General features: G+C 67.6%; 15 protein-coding genes. 13 read left to right on the forward strand and 2 right to left on the reverse strand.

The features are described from left to right. The first annotated feature begins 28 nt into the window (after positions 1-28). Positions 29-2,182 carry a hypothetical protein gene (locus WDC82_RS23975; RefSeq protein WP_340119954.1) on the forward strand — a complete coding sequence of 718 codons (2,154 nt, stop codon included), beginning with the start codon at positions 29-31 and terminating at the stop codon, positions 2,180-2,182. An 8-nt stretch (positions 2,183-2,190) separates the two neighbouring features. Here the strand turns inward: WDC82_RS23975 and lipB are convergent, their stop codons facing one another. Next, entirely contained in the window at positions 2,191-2,916 is a 726-nt protein-coding gene (lipB, locus tag WDC82_RS23980) for a lipoyl(octanoyl) transferase LipB (protein ID WP_340119955.1), read from the reverse strand. 190 nt (positions 2,917-3,106) lie between these two features. Here lipB and WDC82_RS23985 point away from each other — a divergent pair, with 190 nt between their 5' ends. Next, entirely contained in the window at positions 3,107-5,386 is a 2,280-nt protein-coding gene (locus tag WDC82_RS23985) for an NADP-dependent malic enzyme (RefSeq protein ID WP_340119956.1), read from the forward strand. Positions 5,387-5,457: 71 nt separating this feature from the next. After that, complete coding sequence (mgtE, locus tag WDC82_RS23990; RefSeq protein WP_340119957.1) at positions 5,458-6,861, forward strand: magnesium transporter; 1,404 nt, start codon at positions 5,458-5,460, stop codon at positions 6,859-6,861. Here the strand turns inward: mgtE and WDC82_RS23995 are convergent. After that, a complete protein-coding gene (locus WDC82_RS23995; RefSeq protein ID WP_340119958.1) occupies positions 6,858-7,091 on the reverse strand; it encodes a hypothetical protein in 234 nt (77 codons plus the stop codon). The genes mgtE and WDC82_RS23995 overlap by 4 nt on opposite strands. 152 nt (positions 7,092-7,243) lie before the next feature. On the opposite strand from WDC82_RS23995, the gene WDC82_RS24000 reads away from it, so the two are divergent. The 10 genes from WDC82_RS24000 to WDC82_RS24045 all read left to right on the forward strand — a co-directional run bounded on the left by WDC82_RS24000 (position 7,244) and on the right by WDC82_RS24045 (position 17,314). Further along, positions 7,244-7,705 carry a PaaI family thioesterase gene (locus WDC82_RS24000; protein WP_340119959.1) on the forward strand — a complete coding sequence of 154 codons (462 nt, stop codon included), beginning with the start codon at positions 7,244-7,246 and terminating at the stop codon, positions 7,703-7,705. 155 nt (positions 7,706-7,860) lie between these two features. Then, on the forward strand, positions 7,861-9,033 hold the full coding sequence (locus tag WDC82_RS24005; RefSeq protein WP_340119961.1) for an isovaleryl-CoA dehydrogenase: 1,173 nt from the start codon (positions 7,861-7,863) through the stop codon (positions 9,031-9,033). A 208-nt stretch (positions 9,034-9,241) separates the two neighbouring features. Further along, positions 9,242-9,433, forward strand: coding sequence for a DUF1272 domain-containing protein (locus tag WDC82_RS24010; protein ID WP_340119962.1), 192 nt, complete (start codon positions 9,242-9,244; stop codon positions 9,431-9,433). A gap of 84 nt (positions 9,434-9,517) precedes the next feature. After that, positions 9,518-10,189, forward strand: a complete 672-nt coding sequence (locus WDC82_RS24015) for an SDR family oxidoreductase (protein WP_340120002.1) — start codon at positions 9,518-9,520, stop codon at positions 10,187-10,189. 41 nt (positions 10,190-10,230) lie between these two features. Beyond that, on the forward strand, positions 10,231-10,734 hold the full coding sequence (locus WDC82_RS24020) for a DUF3291 domain-containing protein (RefSeq protein ID WP_340119963.1): 504 nt from the start codon (positions 10,231-10,233) through the stop codon (positions 10,732-10,734). A gap of 25 nt (positions 10,735-10,759) precedes the next feature. After that, positions 10,760-11,896 (forward strand): acyl-CoA dehydrogenase family protein, encoded by a 1,137-nt coding sequence (locus tag WDC82_RS24025; RefSeq protein ID WP_340119964.1) that lies wholly within the window; start codon positions 10,760-10,762, stop codon positions 11,894-11,896. Between the two features lie 48 nt (positions 11,897-11,944). Beyond that, positions 11,945-12,547 carry a 2-hydroxychromene-2-carboxylate isomerase gene (locus WDC82_RS24030; protein WP_340119965.1) on the forward strand — a complete coding sequence of 201 codons (603 nt, stop codon included), beginning with the start codon at positions 11,945-11,947 and terminating at the stop codon, positions 12,545-12,547. A gap of 151 nt (positions 12,548-12,698) precedes the next feature. Continuing rightward, on the forward strand, positions 12,699-13,592 hold the full coding sequence (locus WDC82_RS24035) for an adenylate/guanylate cyclase domain-containing protein (RefSeq protein WP_340119967.1): 894 nt from the start codon (positions 12,699-12,701) through the stop codon (positions 13,590-13,592). Positions 13,593-13,730: 138 nt separating this feature from the next. Next, on the forward strand, positions 13,731-14,504 hold the full coding sequence (locus WDC82_RS24040) for a protein phosphatase 2C domain-containing protein (RefSeq protein ID WP_340119969.1): 774 nt from the start codon (positions 13,731-13,733) through the stop codon (positions 14,502-14,504). 191 nt (positions 14,505-14,695) lie between these two features. Beyond that, on the forward strand, positions 14,696-17,314 hold the full coding sequence (locus WDC82_RS24045; RefSeq protein WP_340119970.1) for a protein kinase: 2,619 nt from the start codon (positions 14,696-14,698) through the stop codon (positions 17,312-17,314). Positions 17,315-17,357: the final 43 nt, after the last annotated feature.

Genomic DNA, 17,357 nt, shown 5'->3' on the forward strand with positions numbered 1-17,357 from the left:
TTGTCCCAAACGCCACGGGACACAGGGCATGATCGCGGTCGAACTCTTTGGCTCTGATTGCGGCGGCGCCGTCCACTGCGCTTACGACGACGGTCGGGAAGACTGGAAGGTTCTGCCATTTCGCGACGACCTCTGCCAGGAGGTCCGGCGTGTCGGAACCCAGCGGTTCCTGGCGCGGGGGCAGCGCAAGCTGGCGCTGTACGACGCCGAGGAACGGCGGCTCGTCGGCATCCTGCCTTTTGGCCACAGCCGGCGCGTCACGATCTCGCAATACGGCGACCGGATCGTCCTGTCGGGCCAGGTCTGCGAGGGACGCAATGGCCTGGCAGTTTACGACGCGGCCGATCTGAAGGAGGTGCTGCGTATCGAAGATCCGGCGCTCGTATATGTGGCACCGGTCTATGAACAGAGCGACGGTACCCTCGTCGCCGGGGGACGCAGGGCGCAGGACGGCTGCCAGGTGACCTATCTCATCCGTCGTGGTGAGGCCGGGCGTTCCGCGATGAAGCTGGTAGGGGACAGGGGTCCGCAGGCCCCCGGCAGCAAGTGCTGGCTCGACCCGAGCGGACGCCGCCTAGCTGCGCTGTCGGCCGCGCGCGTTGAGCGGCAGCCTGAGAGGCGGCCGAAAACCTATGGCATTGTCATCGATATTTGGAATGTCGATACGCTCGAAATCGAGGGTTCTGTGGTGGTCGACCGCCTGGCACCGCAGCTGCATCATTTCTACTGGGGGCAGGACCGCTACCGGCGTGGCGATGCCAATGCCGAAGCCTGGCGGGACTACCTGGATGGGATCGAACAGGCGACGCGGTCCGAAGCCCTGGCGACCAATCTATTCCGGCTGGAGGGGGAGGATCGCGACCGATGCGCGAAACTGCGTGCCTTCGCCGTCGACTTCCTGCGTGACACCTTGAAAGACTTGACCTGGGAACCCGATGGAGGAGCCTTCTGGGTCCTGTTCTCCTCGGGCATCCTGCGGCGTGTCACACTCGAGGGTTCACTCTCGCCGCGCTACATCATCGAGCGCTTCGCCACACCGCCCGCGCTCGGTGCCAGGCGGTGGGACGCCTTTCCGCCCTGGAAGCGCCAGCTACCGTGGGAAGTCGCCTGTCTTTCCGACAATTGCCTGGAGATTGTCGGCTTCCAACCCGACGCCCATGACAGTAGGTGCAGGGTCAGGTTCGATCCGCGTGAGCTTGGCGCGAGAGCCAACCGATTGCGCCGCTTCTTGCCCAAGGCGTTATGGCGGTCCTATGACCGCCACATCCTGCGCGAGGGTGACGATGGCTACGTTGCCCTGCCACCGGGCCGTACGGCCGAAATGACCTCCGATCTGGTGCAGCAACGGCGCGCCTTCGAGCTGGAGATGATCGAAACGGAAGTTCCACTCGCCAGCCTGTCCGGTGAAGATTGCATTGCCGCTCTCGACTGGCTGAAAGCCGCGATAGCCGAGCGCTTTCCGGAGTTGGTCTGTTACATCTGGTTTCGTCCGGTCTTCGTGCTGCCGACCCCGGCAAGCGATGGCGCCGCCACTCTGCGGCGCCTGGACGAAGTGGCCTTCTTCGCCCGGCTGGCCGAAGAAATTCCCGAGGCCGCGCCGTCCTTGGAGCGCCTGCTCGACGCTTACCTGGATGCAGCTGCGAATCTGTCACCGCCGGTCGGAAACGATTTCTATGGCCCGGACGAAGAAACGCCGGCAATGGTGCACGCGCTGAAGGCGCTCATCCTGCTCGAACCGCTGTGCACTGCGACCTTGCGCCGTTTCATCCTGAGCAGCGATATCGAGCACGCAGGCTGCCTGAACCATGAAATCGCGCGAGTCTTCAATGAAGCGAACGGCTGGCGCGATCCCGATGCTCTGAGTTTCGGCTACGCCTGGATGGTTGCGCTATGGCGCGGGGGATCGAGTGCCTACGCGACGCTGTGGCACGATCTCGGGCTCGGGGTGGAAACCCAACTACGTCTTTCACCTGCGGAGTTCTGCCGGCTTCTCATGAAGGAGCTGGCAGACCAGCTGCGCGACGGCGCGGACGGGAACGACCTCTTCACTCCGGCCTCCTTCCTCACAGCGGTTGAAAAGGAGCTTGTCGACGGGACCACAGTCTTCGATTGCGAAGTCCGAGAGGCAATACAGCAGGTTTTGTCCAGAGAAGCCGGTAAGGACCTCGGGTTGTCGATTTAGCCGTCGGGTCAGGCCGACCGCCGCTCCGCCGTCTGCGCCTCCACCCACTCGGTCGGGCCGAAGACGCCGGGGAAGCCGGCGCGCAGGGCGGCGTCGAGGTCGGGCAGGCCGACCGGCAGGCCGAGGTCGACCAGCGAGGTGACGCCGTGCGCGCTGATGCCGCAGGGCACGATGCCGCTGAAGTGCTCCAGCTCCGGCTCCACGTTGATGGCGATGCCGTGGTAGGTGACCCAGCGTCTGACCCGCACGCCGATCGCGGCGATCTTGTCCTCGCGGCTGCCATGCAAGGGATCGCGTCTTTCCACCCAGATGCCGACCCGGCCGTCGCGGCGCTCGCCGTCCACCGCGAAGGCGGCCAGAGCGCGGATGATCCACTCCTCCAGGTCGGTCACGAAGCGGCGGACGTCCGGGCCGCGGCGCTTGAGGTCCAGCATGACGTAGACCACCCGCTGGCCGGGGCCGTGGTAGGTGAACTCGCCGCCGCGCCCGGTTCGGTGGACCGGGAAGCGGTCGGGCTGCAGCAGGTCCTTGGGATCCGCCGAGGTGCCGGCGGTATAGAGCGGAGGGTGCTCGACCAGCCAGACCAGTTCCGGCGCCGTGCCGGCGCGGATCGCCGCCACCCGGTCTTCCATCGCCGCCACCGCCGCCGGGTAGCCGGTCAGCCCGGCCTCGACCCGCCATTCAACGGGAAATGGCTGTTGATTTGCCGGCTGCTTATCCATGACCTCATCCATGACGGGGGAAGATAGCTCCTATGCACAAGATTGCTATCTCTTTCATTTGCTTGGTTACTTGCCCGTTGAATACTTGCGCTGGGGCGCGCCGCCGGTCATCTTCTGACCGCTGCCGGGCCCCTCAGGTCTAACACTTGGGGAGGCGCGGCCCCCAGGGGTAGGACAAGAAAGAAAAGCAATGAGGGACGGGATGGCAAAGGACCTTCGCGAGGCAGCCCTGGCCTATCACCGCTTGCCGAAGCCCGGCAAGCTGGAGATCAGCGCCACCAAGCCGCTGGCCAACCAGCGGGATCTGGCCCTGGCTTACTCGCCGGGCGTGGCGGCGGCCTGCGATGCCATCGCGGCGGACCCGGCCGAGGCCCACAACCTGACGGCGCGCGGCAATCTGGTGGCGGTGGTCACCAACGGCACGGCTGTCCTCGGCCTCGGCGCCATCGGCCCCCTGGCCGCTAAGCCGGTGATGGAAGGCAAGGCCGTCCTGTTCAAGAAGTTCGCCGGCATCGACGTCTTCGATATCGAACTCGACGCCAAAAGCTCCGAGCACCTGATCGACGTGGTGGCCGCGCTGGAGCCGACCTTCGGCGGCATCAACCTGGAAGACATCAAGGCACCGGAGTGCTTCGAGATCGAAGCGGCTCTGCGCGAGCGCATGAACATTCCGGTGTTCCACGACGACCAGCACGGCACCGCGATCATCGTCGGCGCGGCGATCTACAACGGCCTCAGGCTGGTCGGCAAGGAGATCGGCGACGTGAAGCTGGTCACCTCCGGTGCCGGCGCGGCGGCGCTGGCCTGCCTCGACCTGCTGGTGTCGCTGGGCGTGAAGCAGGAGAACATCTGGGTCACCGATATCGCCGGCGTGGTCTACGAGGGCCGCACCGAGCTGATGGACCGCTGGAAGGCGCGCTATGCGCAGAAGACCGACAAGCGCACACTGGCCGACGTGATCGGCGATGCCGACGTCTTCCTCGGCCTCTCGGCCCCCGGCGTGCTGAAGCCGGAGATGGTGAAGGCGATGGCCGGCCAGCCGATCATCATGGCGCTGGCCAACCCGGTGCCGGAGATCATGCCGGAGGACGCCAAGGAGGCGCGCGAGGATGCCATCATCGCCTCGGGCCGGTCGGACTATCCGAACCAGGTGAACAACGTTCTCTGCTTCCCCTATATCTTCCGCGGCGCCCTCGACTGCGGGGCCACGGCGATCAACGAGGAGATGAAGCTGGCCTGTCTCAAGGCCATCGCCGACCTGGCGATGAAGGAGCAGAGCGAAGTGGTGGCCAAGGCGATGGGCGGCGAGGGCCGCAGCTTCGGCCCCGACTACCTGATTCCCAGCCCCTTCGATCCGCGCCTGGTGCTGGAGATCGCGCCGGCGGTGGCCAGGGCCGCGATGGACAGCGGCGTGGCGACGCGCCCGATCGAGGACTTCGAGGCCTATCGCCAGAACCTGCAGCGCTTCGTGTTCCGCTCCGGCCTGATCATGAAGCCGATCTTCCAGCGCGCCAAGGAAGAGCCCAAGCGCGTGATCTACGCCGAGGGCGAGGACGAGCGCGTGCTGCGCGCGGTGCAGGTGGTGGTCGACGAGGGCCTGGCCCAGCCGATCCTGGTCGGCCGTCCCGAGGTGGTGGCCGCCCGCGTCGAGCGCCTGGGCCTGCGCATCCGCCCCGGCGACGACCTGCCGCTGATCAACCCGCAGGACGATCCGCGCTTCCGCACCTACTGGCAGACCTATCACGAGCTGATGCAGCGCCACGGCGTCTCGCCGGAGGCGGCGCGCGAGATCGTGCGCACGCGCAACACCGTGATCGCGGCGCTGGCCGTGCGCCTGGGCGATGCCGACGCGATGATCTGCGGCACCACCGGCCGCTACAAGCGTCACCTCGACCACGTGACCGCCGTCATCGGCAAGGCCGAGAATGTGCACGACTGCTCGGCGATCAGCCTGGTCATCCTGCCGAGCGGTTCGTTCTTCATCGTCGACACCTACGTCTCGCCCGATCCCACGGCGGAAGAGATCGCCGAGATGACCATCCTGGCGGCCAAGCATGTGAAGCGCTTCGGCCTGACACCGAAGGTGGCGCTGCTGTCGCACTCCAACTTCGGCTCGGCGCTGACGCCCTCGGCCTGCAAGATGCGCGATGCCCTGGCCATGCTGCACGAGCGTTGCCCGGACCTGGAGGTCGAGGGCGAGATGCACGCCGACGCGGCCCTCAACGAGTCGATCCGCGAGAACATCTTCCCGAACTCCAAGCTGAAGGGCACGGCGAACCTGCTGGTCATGCCGACGCTGGACGCGGCGAACATCTCCTTCAACCTGGTGAAGGCACTGGGCGAGGGGCTCTCGGTCGGGCCGATCCTCATCGGTGTGTCGGCGCCGGCGCATATCCTAACGCCTTCGGTGACCGCTCGTGGTATCGTGAACATGAGCGCCGTTGCTGTGGTCGACGCCCAGGACCGCGCGCTCGGGAACTAAAGCAACGCCACCCTCAGGGGCAACCCACCGGGACAGACTGATCGGGACACAGCAAGGATAGGCGCCAGGCCATGTCGCAGACCCCGCCCGAGCGAGATGACTCCGATGCCTGGCTGCCAGAGGTCCAGCCCGACGGCTACGGCATTTCCGCCGACATGGTCCGCTCGGTGTCCGACGCCCTCGACGCCGGCAACACCGAAGAAGCCCGCAAGATCGCCGCGGATCTGCACGAGGCCGATCTCGCCGACCTGCTGGAAAACCTCGATCGCGACGAACGCCTCCATCTGACCCAGGCGCTGGGCACCGACTTCGACCTGGAGGTGCTGACCTACCTCGACGACTGGGTGCGCGAGGAGATCGTCGAGGCGCTGGAGCCGCGCCATCTCGCGTCTTCGCTGGCCGACCTGCACAGCGACGACGCCGTCGACATCATCGAGGATCTCGACGAGGAGGCCCAGCAGCGGGTCCTGGCCGCGCTGCCCAAGGCCGACCGCCTGGTCATCGAGGAAAGCCTCAGCTTCCCGGAAGACTCCGCCGGCCGCATCATGCAGCGCGAGCTGCTGGCGGTGCCGTCCAACTGGACGGTGGGCGAGACCATCGACTACATGCGCGCGGCCAAGGATCTGCCGGACGACTTTTACGATCTCTATATCGTCGATCCCAGGCACCAGCCGATCGGCTACGTGCCGCTCAGCCGCGTCCTGCGTACCCGCCGCCCGGTCAAGCTCACCGAGATCATGAGCGATGAGATGCGGACCGTGCCGATCGCCATGGACCAGGAGGAGGTCGCCTACCTCTTCCGCCAGTACGGTCTGGTTTCGGCTCCGGTGGTCGACGCCGCCGGCCGGCTGGTCGGCGTGGTGACGGTCGACGACGTCGTCCACATCATCGACGAAGAGGCAGAGGAGGACCTGCTGAAGCTGGCTGGCGTGCAGGAGACCGACCTTTACAGCGCCGTGCTCGACACCACCAAGGCACGCTTCACCTGGCTGCTGGTCAATCTCTTCACCGCGGTGGCGGCCTCCGTCGTGATCGGCTTTTTCGAGGGCACGCTGCAGCAGATCGTCGCCCTGGCCGTGCTGATGCCGATCGTCGCCTCGATGGGCGGCAACGCGGGCACCCAGACCCTGACGGTGGCCGTGCGCGCCATCGCCATGCGCGATCTCAGCGCCGGCAATGCCCTGCGCTTCGTCGGCAAGGAACTGCTGGTCGGTCTTGCCAACGGCGTGATGTTCGCGGTGGTGGCCGGAGTGGTCGCGTGGCTCTGGTTCGATACGCCGATGATCGGCGTCATCATCGGCATCGCCATGCTGATCAACCTGGTGGCGGCGGCGCTGTCCGGCGCGCTTGTGCCGCTGGGGCTGGAGAAGGTGGGCGTCGACCCGGCGGTGGCTTCCAGCGTGGTGCTGACCACCGTGACCGACGTGATCGGCTTTCTCGCCTTCCTCGGCCTCGCGACGCTGCTCCTGCTCTAGTTCTGTCTGGAGCGGCCGAGGTTCTTGGTGCCGATCTCTTCCTTCGAATAGGGATCGGGGTTCTTAGTATTGAGCTGGCCCTCGAGCTCCTCCAGTTCGCCCGACTTCTCCAGGGCTTCGCGCTCCAGGCGCATCTGGCGGTCGATGTCCGACTCGCAGCCGGCGACCAGGCCGGCCAGGACCAGCATCGTCGCGGCGAGGAGCGGCCTGCTTTTCTTGACGTGAAACATGCTCTCTTCCCTGGCGTAGGCACGTCCGGCGGGTGGGATACTCCCGGGCCCGCCATGCGGCGCACTATGACCTCTTCGCGGGGGGCTGTGCAAGCCATCCGGGCGCGATATGCTGCGCTCCTTGTTGCCCTTGTGCGGGAGTCCGCTTCGACATGCCGTCCTTCACCCCGAAAGACTCCGCCTTCGCCCAGCGGGTGCGCGAGAGTTTCCAGCGCCAGAGCATCATGGGACTGATCGGGGCGCGCCTCAGCCGGGTCGAGCCGGGGGAAGTGGAGATCGAGCTGCCGTTCCGGGCGGACCTCTGCCAGCAGCACGGCTTCTTCCATGCCGGGGTGACCAGCACCATCGCCGACTCCGCCGCCGGCTACGCCGGCTACAGCCTGTTCGCGGCGGACAGTTCCGTGCTGACCGTCGAGTTCAAGATCAACCTGCTGGCCCCGGCGGACGGCGAGTTGCTGCGCGCGGTCGGCCGCGTGGTGAAGCCGGGCCGCACCCTGACGATTACCGAGGCGGAGGTCTTCGTCACCAAGAACGGCGGCGAGAAGCCCTGCGCCCGCCTCAGCCAGACCCTGATGTGCCTCAACGGCCGCCCGGACATGCCGCAGGCGGGCTAGCGGTTCTCGGCGGCGCCGCACGTTGTGCCGTCGGATGTGCCGTCGGGTCTATTGACTCTAGCGGCCCTTCCGCAGGCGTCTTACAGTGCCGCAAAACGAGAGCCGGGAGATGACGCGGCCGCCCGCAATGCAGTGACAGGAAGAGAGTGCCGACGATGCGCCCCAACCAGTTTCCGAGCCTCAACTTCGACCTGGGAGAGACGGCCGACCTGCTGCGCGACACGGTGATGAGCTTCTCCGCTGAAGAGATTGCGCCGCTGGCGGAGGAAATCGACCGCAGCGACAAGTTCCCGCGTCAGCTCTGGCCGAAGATGGGAGCGTTGGGTCTGCACGGCCTCACCGTTGAAGAAGAATTCGGCGGCGCCGGCATGGGCTACCTGGAACACTGCGTGGCGATGGAGGAAGTCAGCCGCGCGTCGGCCAGCATCGGTCTCAGCTACGGCGCGCACTCCAATCTCTGCATCAATCAGATCCGCCGTAACGGAAGCGAGGAGCAGAAGCGCCGCTACCTGCCGAAGCTGATCTCCGGCGAGCATGTCGGCGCGCTGGCGATGAGCGAGCCGGGCGCCGGCTCCGACATCGTCGGCATGCGCACGCGCGCCGACCGCAAGGGCGACCGCTACGTCCTGAACGGCTCCAAGATGTGGATCACCAACTGCGACGAGGCCGACACCCTGGTGGTCTACGCCAAGACCGATCCCGACGCAGGATCGCGCGGCATCACCGCCTTCATCGTGGAGAAGGGCTTCAAGGGTTTCTCCGTCGCCCAGAAGCTCGACAAGCTCGGCATGCGCGGCTCGCCCACCGGCGAGCTGCTGTTCCAGGACTGCGAAGTGCCGGAGGAGAACCTGCTGGGCACCCTCGGCAAGGGCGTCAAGGTGCTGATGTCCGGCCTCGACTACGAGCGCCTGGTGCTGGCCGCCGGGCCGCTCGGCATCATGCAGGCCTGCATGGACCTGGTGGTGCCCTACGTTCACGAGCGCGAACAGTTCGGCCAGCCGATCGGCGAGTTCCAGCTGATCCAGGGCAAGCTGGCCGACATGTACACGACGATGAACGCCAGCAAAGCCTACGTCTACGCGGTGGCCAAGGCCTGCGACCGCGGCGAGACGACGCGCAAGGACGCCGCCGGCGCGATTCTCTACGCGGCGGAAAAGGCGACCTGGATGGCGCTGGAGGCGATTCAGACCTTGGGCGGCAACGGCTACATCAACGACTACCCCGCCGGCCGTCTGCTGCGCGACGCCAAGCTCTACGAGATCGGCGCCGGCACCAGCGAGATCCGTCGCATGCTGATCGGCCGCGAGCTGTTCAACGAGACGAAATAGGCCGGCCGGACCCGCCGCCCGACGCCGCCCGCCACCCACCATATCGATGCAATCGTTAGGAATTTCAGTCTGTTGTATGGGGCGGGCTTGGGGTGTTGTGTCGGGGGACCAAGTGATGTTCTCTAGTGCCGCAGGGGTTCGGCCCTCCGGGGGCCGTCGTCGTCGGGTCCCTCCGGGGGCCTCGGGATCCGAAGGGGGAGAGCCGGGAATGGCCTTGCAGATGAAGCCGGCCTGCGAGCGTTGCGAAGGCGGGCTCGCCATGAAGGATGAAGCCTGGATCTGCAGCTTCGAGTGCACCTTCTGCGCCGCCTGCACGGCATCGATGGGCCATCGCTGTCCGAACTGCGGCGGTGAACTGGTCCGCCGGCCGAGGCGCGACGCTGCGCCGGACGCCGCGTGAGCCGCGCATGGCTTGAGCCTTGAGAGTCCCGCCGCCGGCGCTGCCGAGCGGCGGTCCATGTTTAGGGAGAATGGTTTGCCTACAGTGCTGGTTACCGGCGCCAACCGCGGCATCGGCTTTGAGTTTGTGAAGTCCTTCGCGGCGGACGGCTGGCGCGTTCATGCCTGCGCGCGCAACGTGGAAAAGGCCAAGCAGGTGCGTGCCCTCGACGGCGACGTGGTCTGCCACAAGCTGGATGTCACCAACGGCCTCAAGGTCGCCAGCCTGGCGCGCGAGCTGGCCGGCGAAGGAATCGATATCCTCATCAACAACGCCGGCCTGCGCGGCCCCAAGACCGGCTTCGGCGAAACCGACTACGACGCCTGGGCCGACGTGCTGAAGGTGAACACCCTGGCGCCGCTGCGCATGGTCGAGCGCTTCGTCGGCCTGATCGAGCAGAGCGAGCGCAAGCTGGTGGTGAACATCTCCAGCATCATGGGATCGATCGCCGACAACAGCTCCGGCGGCGAGTACATCTACCGCAGTTCCAAGGCGGCGCTGAACATGGTGACCAAGTCGCTGGCCGACGATCTTGCCGGGCGCGGCGTTACCGTGGTCTGCTTCCACCCCGGCTGGGTTAAGACCGACATGGGCGGCGAGGGCGCGGCCATCACCCCCAGCGAGTCGGTGGGCGACATGCGCCAGGTGATCGACGGCCTGACCGCCGACCACAGCGGTAAGTTTTTCAACTACGATGGCCGGCCTCTCCAGTGGTAGTTATGGTGCCTGACTGACGATTGCATGCGGCGAGGGATGCGATGAGCGGATTTCATCTGGCGCAGATCAACGTGGCGCGGGCGCTGGCGCCGCTGGACACCCCGAAACTGGCGGGCTTCGTCGCGCGCCTCGACGAGATCAATGCGCTGGCCGACCGCAGCCCGGGCTTCGTCTGGCGCCTGCAAAGCGACAGCGGCAACGCCACCGACATCCAGGTCTCGGAAGATCCGCAGTTCATCGTGAACATGTCGGTCTGGCGGGATCTCGATGCGCTCTTTGGCTACGTCTACCGCTCCGACCACCTGCAGGTGATGGCGCAGCGCAGCCGCTGGTTCGAGAAGATGAGCAAACCCTTCATGGCGCTGTGGTGGGTGCCCGCCGGCACGCTGCCGAACGTCGAGGACGGCATGGCGCGGCTGGCGATGCTGGAGCACCGCGGCGCGACGCCGGAAGCCTTCACCTTCAAGGCGCCCTTCGATGCCCAGGGGCGTCCGCTCGATCGCGCCGCCCTGGTGCGCGGCCGGGAGCCGGAGCCCTGTGCATGACCCTTGGGCCTGAGCGGTCCCCACCATGCTGCTGACCGAAGAGCAAAGCCTGATCCGTGACACCGCGCGGCAGTTCGCGCGCGCGCAACTGGCGCCGCATGCCGCCGAGTGGGATCGCGACTCCCGCTTTCCGCGCGAAGCCATCGCCGCGATGGGCGAACTCGGCTTCCTCGGCATGCTGGTGCCGCCGGAATGGGACGGCGCCGGTGCCGATCATGTCTCCTATGCCCTGGCGCTGATGGAAGTGGCGGCCGGCGACGGTGCCTGCTCCACGATCATGTCGGTGCACAACTCGGTCGGCTGCATGCCGATCCTGAAGTTCGGCACGCCCGAGCAGCAGGAGCGGTTCCTGAAGCCGATGGCGCGCGGTGAGATGCTGGGTGCCTTCTGCCTCACCGAGCCGCAGGCGGGTTCCGACGCGGCGGCGATCAAGACGCGTGCCGAGCGCGACGGCAACCACTACGTCCTGAACGGCGTGAAGCAGTTCATCACCTCGGGAAAGAATGCCGACGTCGCCATCGTCTTCGCGGTGACCGATCCGGCGGCGGGCAAGCGCGGCATCAGCGCCTTCATCGTGCCGACGGATACGCCCGGTTATCGCGTCGCCTCGGTCGAGAAGAAGCTGGGCCAGAAGGCCTCCGACACCTGCCAGATCGTTTTCGATGACCTGCGCCTGACGCCCGACCTGCTGCTCGGCGAGGAGGGCCAGGGCTACAGGATCGCGCTGGCCAACCTGGAGGGCGGGCGCATCGGGATCGCCGCGCAGTCGGTCGGCATGGCGCGCGCGGCCTACGAGGCGGCGCTGGCCTACGCGCAGGAGCGCCGCAGCTTCGGCAAGCCGATCTTCGAGCACCAGGCCGTCGCCTTCCGACTCGCCGACATGGCGACGAAGATCCATGGCGCCGAACTGATGGTGCTGGAAGCAGCGGCGCTGCGTGACGCCGGCCGTCCCTGCCTCAAGGAGGCGGCCATGGCCAAGCTCGCCGCCTCTGAGATGGCCGAGCAGGTCTGTTCCGACGCCATCCAGATCCACGGCGGCTACGGCTATCTCAGCGACTTCCCGGTCGAGCGCATCTATCGCGATGTGCGCGTGTGCCAGATCTACGAAGGCACCTCCGACATCCAGCGCCTGGTGATCGCACGGCACTTGACCGCAGGGTGACCGCATAGTTCTGTTCCCGACGCCAATCGCCCCAGGGAATCCGTCGTCATGTCCGCGCCCATCGACTTCTACTTCGATTTCTCCAGCCCCTATGGCTATCTCGCCGCCGAGCAGATCGAGGCGCTGGGCGCCAAGCACGGGCGCGGGATCACCTGGCGGCCGATCCTGCTGGGCGTGGTGTTCCAGCAGACCGGCGGCCAGCCGCTGCTGAACATCCCGCTGAAGGGCGGCTACGCCCGCCACGACCTCGCCCGCTCGGCTCGCCTGCTGGGACTGCCGTTCCAGTTGCCGCCGGAATTCCCCTTCATGTCGGTGGCCGCCTGCCGCGCCTTCTATTGGCTATACGACCAGGACCCGGAAAAGGCGGTCGCCCTGGCCAAAATGCTTTACCGCGAGGCTTTCGGCGCCGGCCGACGCATCGATTCAGGCGAAGCGGTGGTCAAGGCCGCGGAGTCGCTGGGGTTGGACGGCGGTACCGTGGCCGAGGCGCTCAACGATGCGGCGGTCAAGCAGCACCTGCGCGACGAGGTTTCCGCGGCGATTTCCAAGGGAGTGTTCGGCTCCCCCCTATTCGTCGTTGATGGGGAGCCGTTCTGGGGGCATGACCGTCTCGAGCAGGTGGACCTATGGTTGCAGCGCGGCGGCTGGTAGCCGCAACGGCCGGTGGTCCCCTGCCTGAGACCCGGACCTAAGGTGTTGTAGGGCAGCGAAATAATGTCCACAGCCGGGGCCCGATTTGCTAGATAGTGTTGCCGTCAGCCGACTTGGGGCGGACACAGGCGTTTTCAGTGTATAGGGCTCCATGAACGACGGATCGTCGGATAGCGCAGCTAAAGCCAGCCAGACCCTCGCGGTGCTATTCGCGGACATCGATGGCAGCACGAAGCTCTACGAAACCCACGGCGACGAGACGGCTCATCGTCTGACCGCCCAATGCCTGACGATTCTCGACGCTCAGGCGGGGCTGGCCGGCGGCCGCACCGTGAAGACCTCCGGCGACGGGGTCATGTGCGTCTTCGCGACCCCCGACGAGGCCTTCCGTGCCGCTACCCTGATGCGCGACGCGCAGAAGCGCACGCCGGTCTCGATTCACGCCGGTTTCCATTTTGGCCCGGTCATCGAGTACGACGGCGACTTCTACGGCGACACGGTCAACGTCGCCGCGCGGGTGGCCGACTTGGCCAAGGCCGGCGAGATCCTGGTGACCGAGGATACCGTGGTGCGCCTGTCGCCGGGCCTGCGCGCGGCGACACGCTGGCTCGACAAGGCCTCGGTCAAAGGCAAGAAGGAGCCGGTCGGCGTCTACATGGTGATCACCGAGGAAGAGAACGTCACGGTGATCCGCGCCCCGCTGGTGGCCGCCGAGAGCGACGTGCTCAGCCTCGCCCTGAGCTACCGCGAGATGGCTTTCACCTTGGAGGAGCCGATGCCCGAGTTCGTGCTCGGCCGCCAGGATACCTGCGACCTGGTGATCGACAGCTCCTATGCGTCACGGCGGCATGCCACGATCCAGGCGGTGCGCGGCAAGGTCTTCCTGAAGGATCACAGCACCAACGGCACCTATGTGCGCAACACCGTGGGCGAGGTCGTCTTCGTGAAGCGCGAGATGGTGCAGCTGACCGGCAGCGGGTCGATCTTCCTGGGCCGTGAGCCGGAGCTGGCCGAGGACGACGGCGTCTCCTTCAGGATGCCCTGAGCGAAAGCGGCCGGCGCCGGGACAGGGCTCGGCAGGCGGCTTTACCGCTTCGCCCCCCTGTTTCATACTTTTCGAGATAGGGCTCGCGGGAAGCGAGTCGCGGGCAAACTAGCAGAGCAAAAGACGGGGGCGGTGCGGATGCTGCAGGACGGCCAAGGCGCAGGAAAAGCCGAGACCGGTATAGCGGCCACGCTGGGTGTCCACAGCGATGTCGGGCGGGTGCGCCGCCACAACGAGGACAGCTTCGCCGCGCGCGAGGACCTCGGCCTCTGGGTGGTTGCCGACGGCATGGGCGGCGCCGCCGCGGGTGAGGTCGCCAGCGCCATCGTCGTCGATACTATTGCCAAGGAGATCGAGGGCGGTGCCGAGCTGGACGCGGCGATCGCCGCGGCCAACCGCTCGGTCCTCAAGGCGGCGGCCTCGGGCCACGGCAAGCCGGGCATGGGCTCCACCGTGGTGGCCGCCCAGTTGCAGGGCAGCGCCTACAAGGTGGCCTGGGTCGGCGATGCGCGCGCCTATCTGTGGGGCGACGGACTGCGCCGGCTGTCGCACGATCACTCGCGGGTTCAGGAACTGATGGACGCCGGATTGATCAGCGACGAGGACGCCCGCCTGCATCCGCAGCGCAGCGTCATCACCCGGGTGCTGGGCGGCCCCGACGGCACCGCCGCGGCGTCGGAACAGGTGAGCGGATCGCTGGCGCCGGGCGAGGGGCTGCTGCTGTGCAGCGACGGCCTGACCTCGGAGGTCGGCGATGCGGAAATCGCCCGTGTACTGTCGAACAATCCGGCGGTGAACGGGCAGGGCCAGGCGGCGGTCGACCGGCTCATCTCCCTGGCGCTCGATCATGGCGGCAGCGACAACGTGACGGTGATCCTGATCGGCATCCCGGCGGAGACGACCAAAAAATGAACCGCGCGAAAAGAGACGGGCGGCGGGGCGCAGGGGCATGAGCGGCAGGGTGCTGGCGGCGCTGGCGATGCGCCGGACAAAGGTGCTAAAGACAGCCCGGCGGGGTGCGCCGGCGGCCGCTTCGCCGGGGTCGCGACCCAGGGCCAGGGCCGGGGCCGCGCGAGCCGCCTGGGCGATGCGAGACCATAGTGATGAGTGACGATCCCAAAAGCGCCCGCGGGTCTTCCAGCGGGTTCGGCGCTTCCTCCCGCGGCTACCAGCAGCCGCCGCTTTTCGAGGTCGGCAGCCTGATCTGCTTCACCTACCAGGTGGAGGCTTTGCTGGCGCGCGGCGGCATGGGCGAGGTCTACAAGACCCGCCATACCGAGATCGGCACCGAGCACGCCATCAAGATCGTTCGGCCGGACCTGGCCAGCAGCGAAAAGATCATGGAGCTGTTCCGCCGCGAGGCCTCGGTACTGCGCACCGTGCGCGACGACGCCATCGTCGGCTACGACGGGGTGCTGCGCGACGAGGAAGGCCGCGTCTACCTGGTCATGGAGTTCGTCGACGGGCCGTCGCTGACCCAGTTCCTGGAAAGCCGCGTGCTGACCCTGGACGAGGTGCGTCGGCTGCGCGACCGCCTGGCCCGCGGCCTCGCCGCGGCGCACGACAAGGGCGTCATCCACCGCGACATGTCGCCGGACAACATCATCCTCGGCCACGGCGACCTGGAACACGCGAAGATCATCGACTTCGGCATCGCCAAGCTGGCCGATTCCTCGGCCACCACGATCATCGGCGACGACTTTGCCGGGCGCTATGCCTACGCCTCGCCCGAGCAGATCGGTCTCTACGGCGGCCAGGTCGACGGCCGCTCGGACGTCTACAGCCTGGGCCTGGTGCTGGCGACGGCGGCGACCGGCAAGGCGCTCAACATGGGCGAGATCAACGAGTCGCTGGTCTCGGTCATCGAAGCGCGCAAGCGCATTCCCGACTTCACCTCGGTGCCGCCGGAACTGCGCCCGGAGCTCGGCTCCATGCTGGAGCCCGACCCCGCCGACCGCCCGCAGTCGATGCGCGACGTCGTCGGTCTCGACGAGCGCCTGCGCGAGGCAGAATCGGCAGCGGCGGGGCAGAGCACGCCAGCGCCGGCGGTGTCCCAGCCTTCTGGCGCCACACCGCTGGCCGCCGAACCGGCGGCGCGGCACTCGGCCCCGCCCCCTGAGGCGGGGCAGCGCCGCTGGCTCGCACCGGCCCTGGCCGCCGGCATCACGGCCATCGCGGCGGGTGGTTATTTCGTCTGGCAGGAGAGCAGCAGGGCACCGGATACCCTGGCCGCCCAGGCGCCTGTTGCCCAAACGCCCGCTGCGCCCGCGCCGACGGCTGCCGAGCCGGTGGAACCGGCACCGGCCGGTGGATCGGCGGAGGCAACGGCTGCCGCGGCCGAAGCCGCCGAGGAAGCGCGGCTTGCAGAGGTCAGGGCCGCCGAGGAAGAGGAACGCCTCGCAGCCGAGGCGGCGGCCGCGGAAGAGGCACGGCTGGCGGCGGAGGCGAAGGCCGCCGAAGAAGCCGCCCGGCTGGCCGCTGAGACGAAGGCAGCCGAAGCGGAAGAGGCGCGGCTCGCCGCCGAGGCTGTCGCCGCCGAAGAGGCGCGTGTGGCCGCCGAGGCGAAGGCAGCGGAAGAGGCACGGCTCGCCGCCGAGGTTGTCGCCGCCGAAGAGGCGCGTGTGGCTGCCGAGGCGAAGGCTGCCGAGGAGGCGCGGCTGGCCACCGAGGCACAGGCTGCAGAGGAAGCACGACTGGCTGCCGAGGCGCAGGCTGCCGAGGAGGCAAGGGCGGCGGCAGAAGCCAAAGCCGCCGAAGAGGCCAAGGCAGCCGAGGAGGCGAAGCTCGCCGCGGCAGCGGCGGCACAGCAGCAAGCCTCCGCAGCGGACCTGCAGCTGGCGATGCTGCGGGCCGCGGAAACCGACCTGACCCTGGAGCAGCGCCGCGAGATCCAGCGCGACCTGCGGGCGCTGGGCCACTATTCCGGCGGCATCGATGGCGACTTCGGGCCGGGCACGCGCGCGAGCATCGAGGCTTACCAGGCATCCGCCGGCCTCGAGGAGACGGGCTATCTGCTGCCGGAGGCTCGCGGCGCGCTGAGCGCCCAGGCCGCGCCGGTGCGCGCCGAGGCGCAGCGCCTTGCCGCCGAGCAGGCGGCGGAGAAGGCCGCCGCCGAGCAGGCGGCGGAGAAGGCTGCCGCCGAGCAGGCGGCGGAAAAGGCCGCCGCGGACCGCGCCGCGGCGGAAGCCGCCGCGACACGGGCGCGGGCCGTGGCGTCGGCGCGAGAGCCGGCGCCGCAATCAACGCTGCAATCCGCCCTCGACGCCAGCCAGCAGGCGGCGCGGCCCAACGAAAGCGAGGTGGACCGTCTGGTCCGCATGGCAGAGGGCGGCGATATGCTGGCCCAGGCGAGCCTCGGCGTGCGCTACTACCGCGGGGACGGGGTGCAACGGGACTACAGGGAAGCCGCCCGCTGGACCCTGCGGGCCGCCGAACAGGGCGAAGCGCGTGCCCAGTCGAACCTAGGGTTTTATTACATGCGCGGCGAGGGTGTCGCGAAGAACCCCGCCGAGGCCGCGCGCTGGTGGCGTGCCGCCGCCGACCAGGGCCATCCGCAGGCGCAGTTCAACCTCGGCCTGCTTTATGAACAGGGCGAAGGGGTGGCGACGAACTTCCTGGAAGCGGCCCGCTGGTATGAACTTGCCGCCGCCCAGGGTGATCGCAATGCCGCCGACCGGCTGGCCGGCCTAAAGCGGCGGAATCTGGTGCCTGCGGCAAACTGACGAAATAGCACCATAGCGGGAACTGCAACCCAAGGCACACGCG

The organism is Pelagibius sp. 7325, from assembly GCF_037652055.1.
GTDB lineage: Bacteria > Pseudomonadota > Alphaproteobacteria > Kiloniellales > Kiloniellaceae > Pelagibius.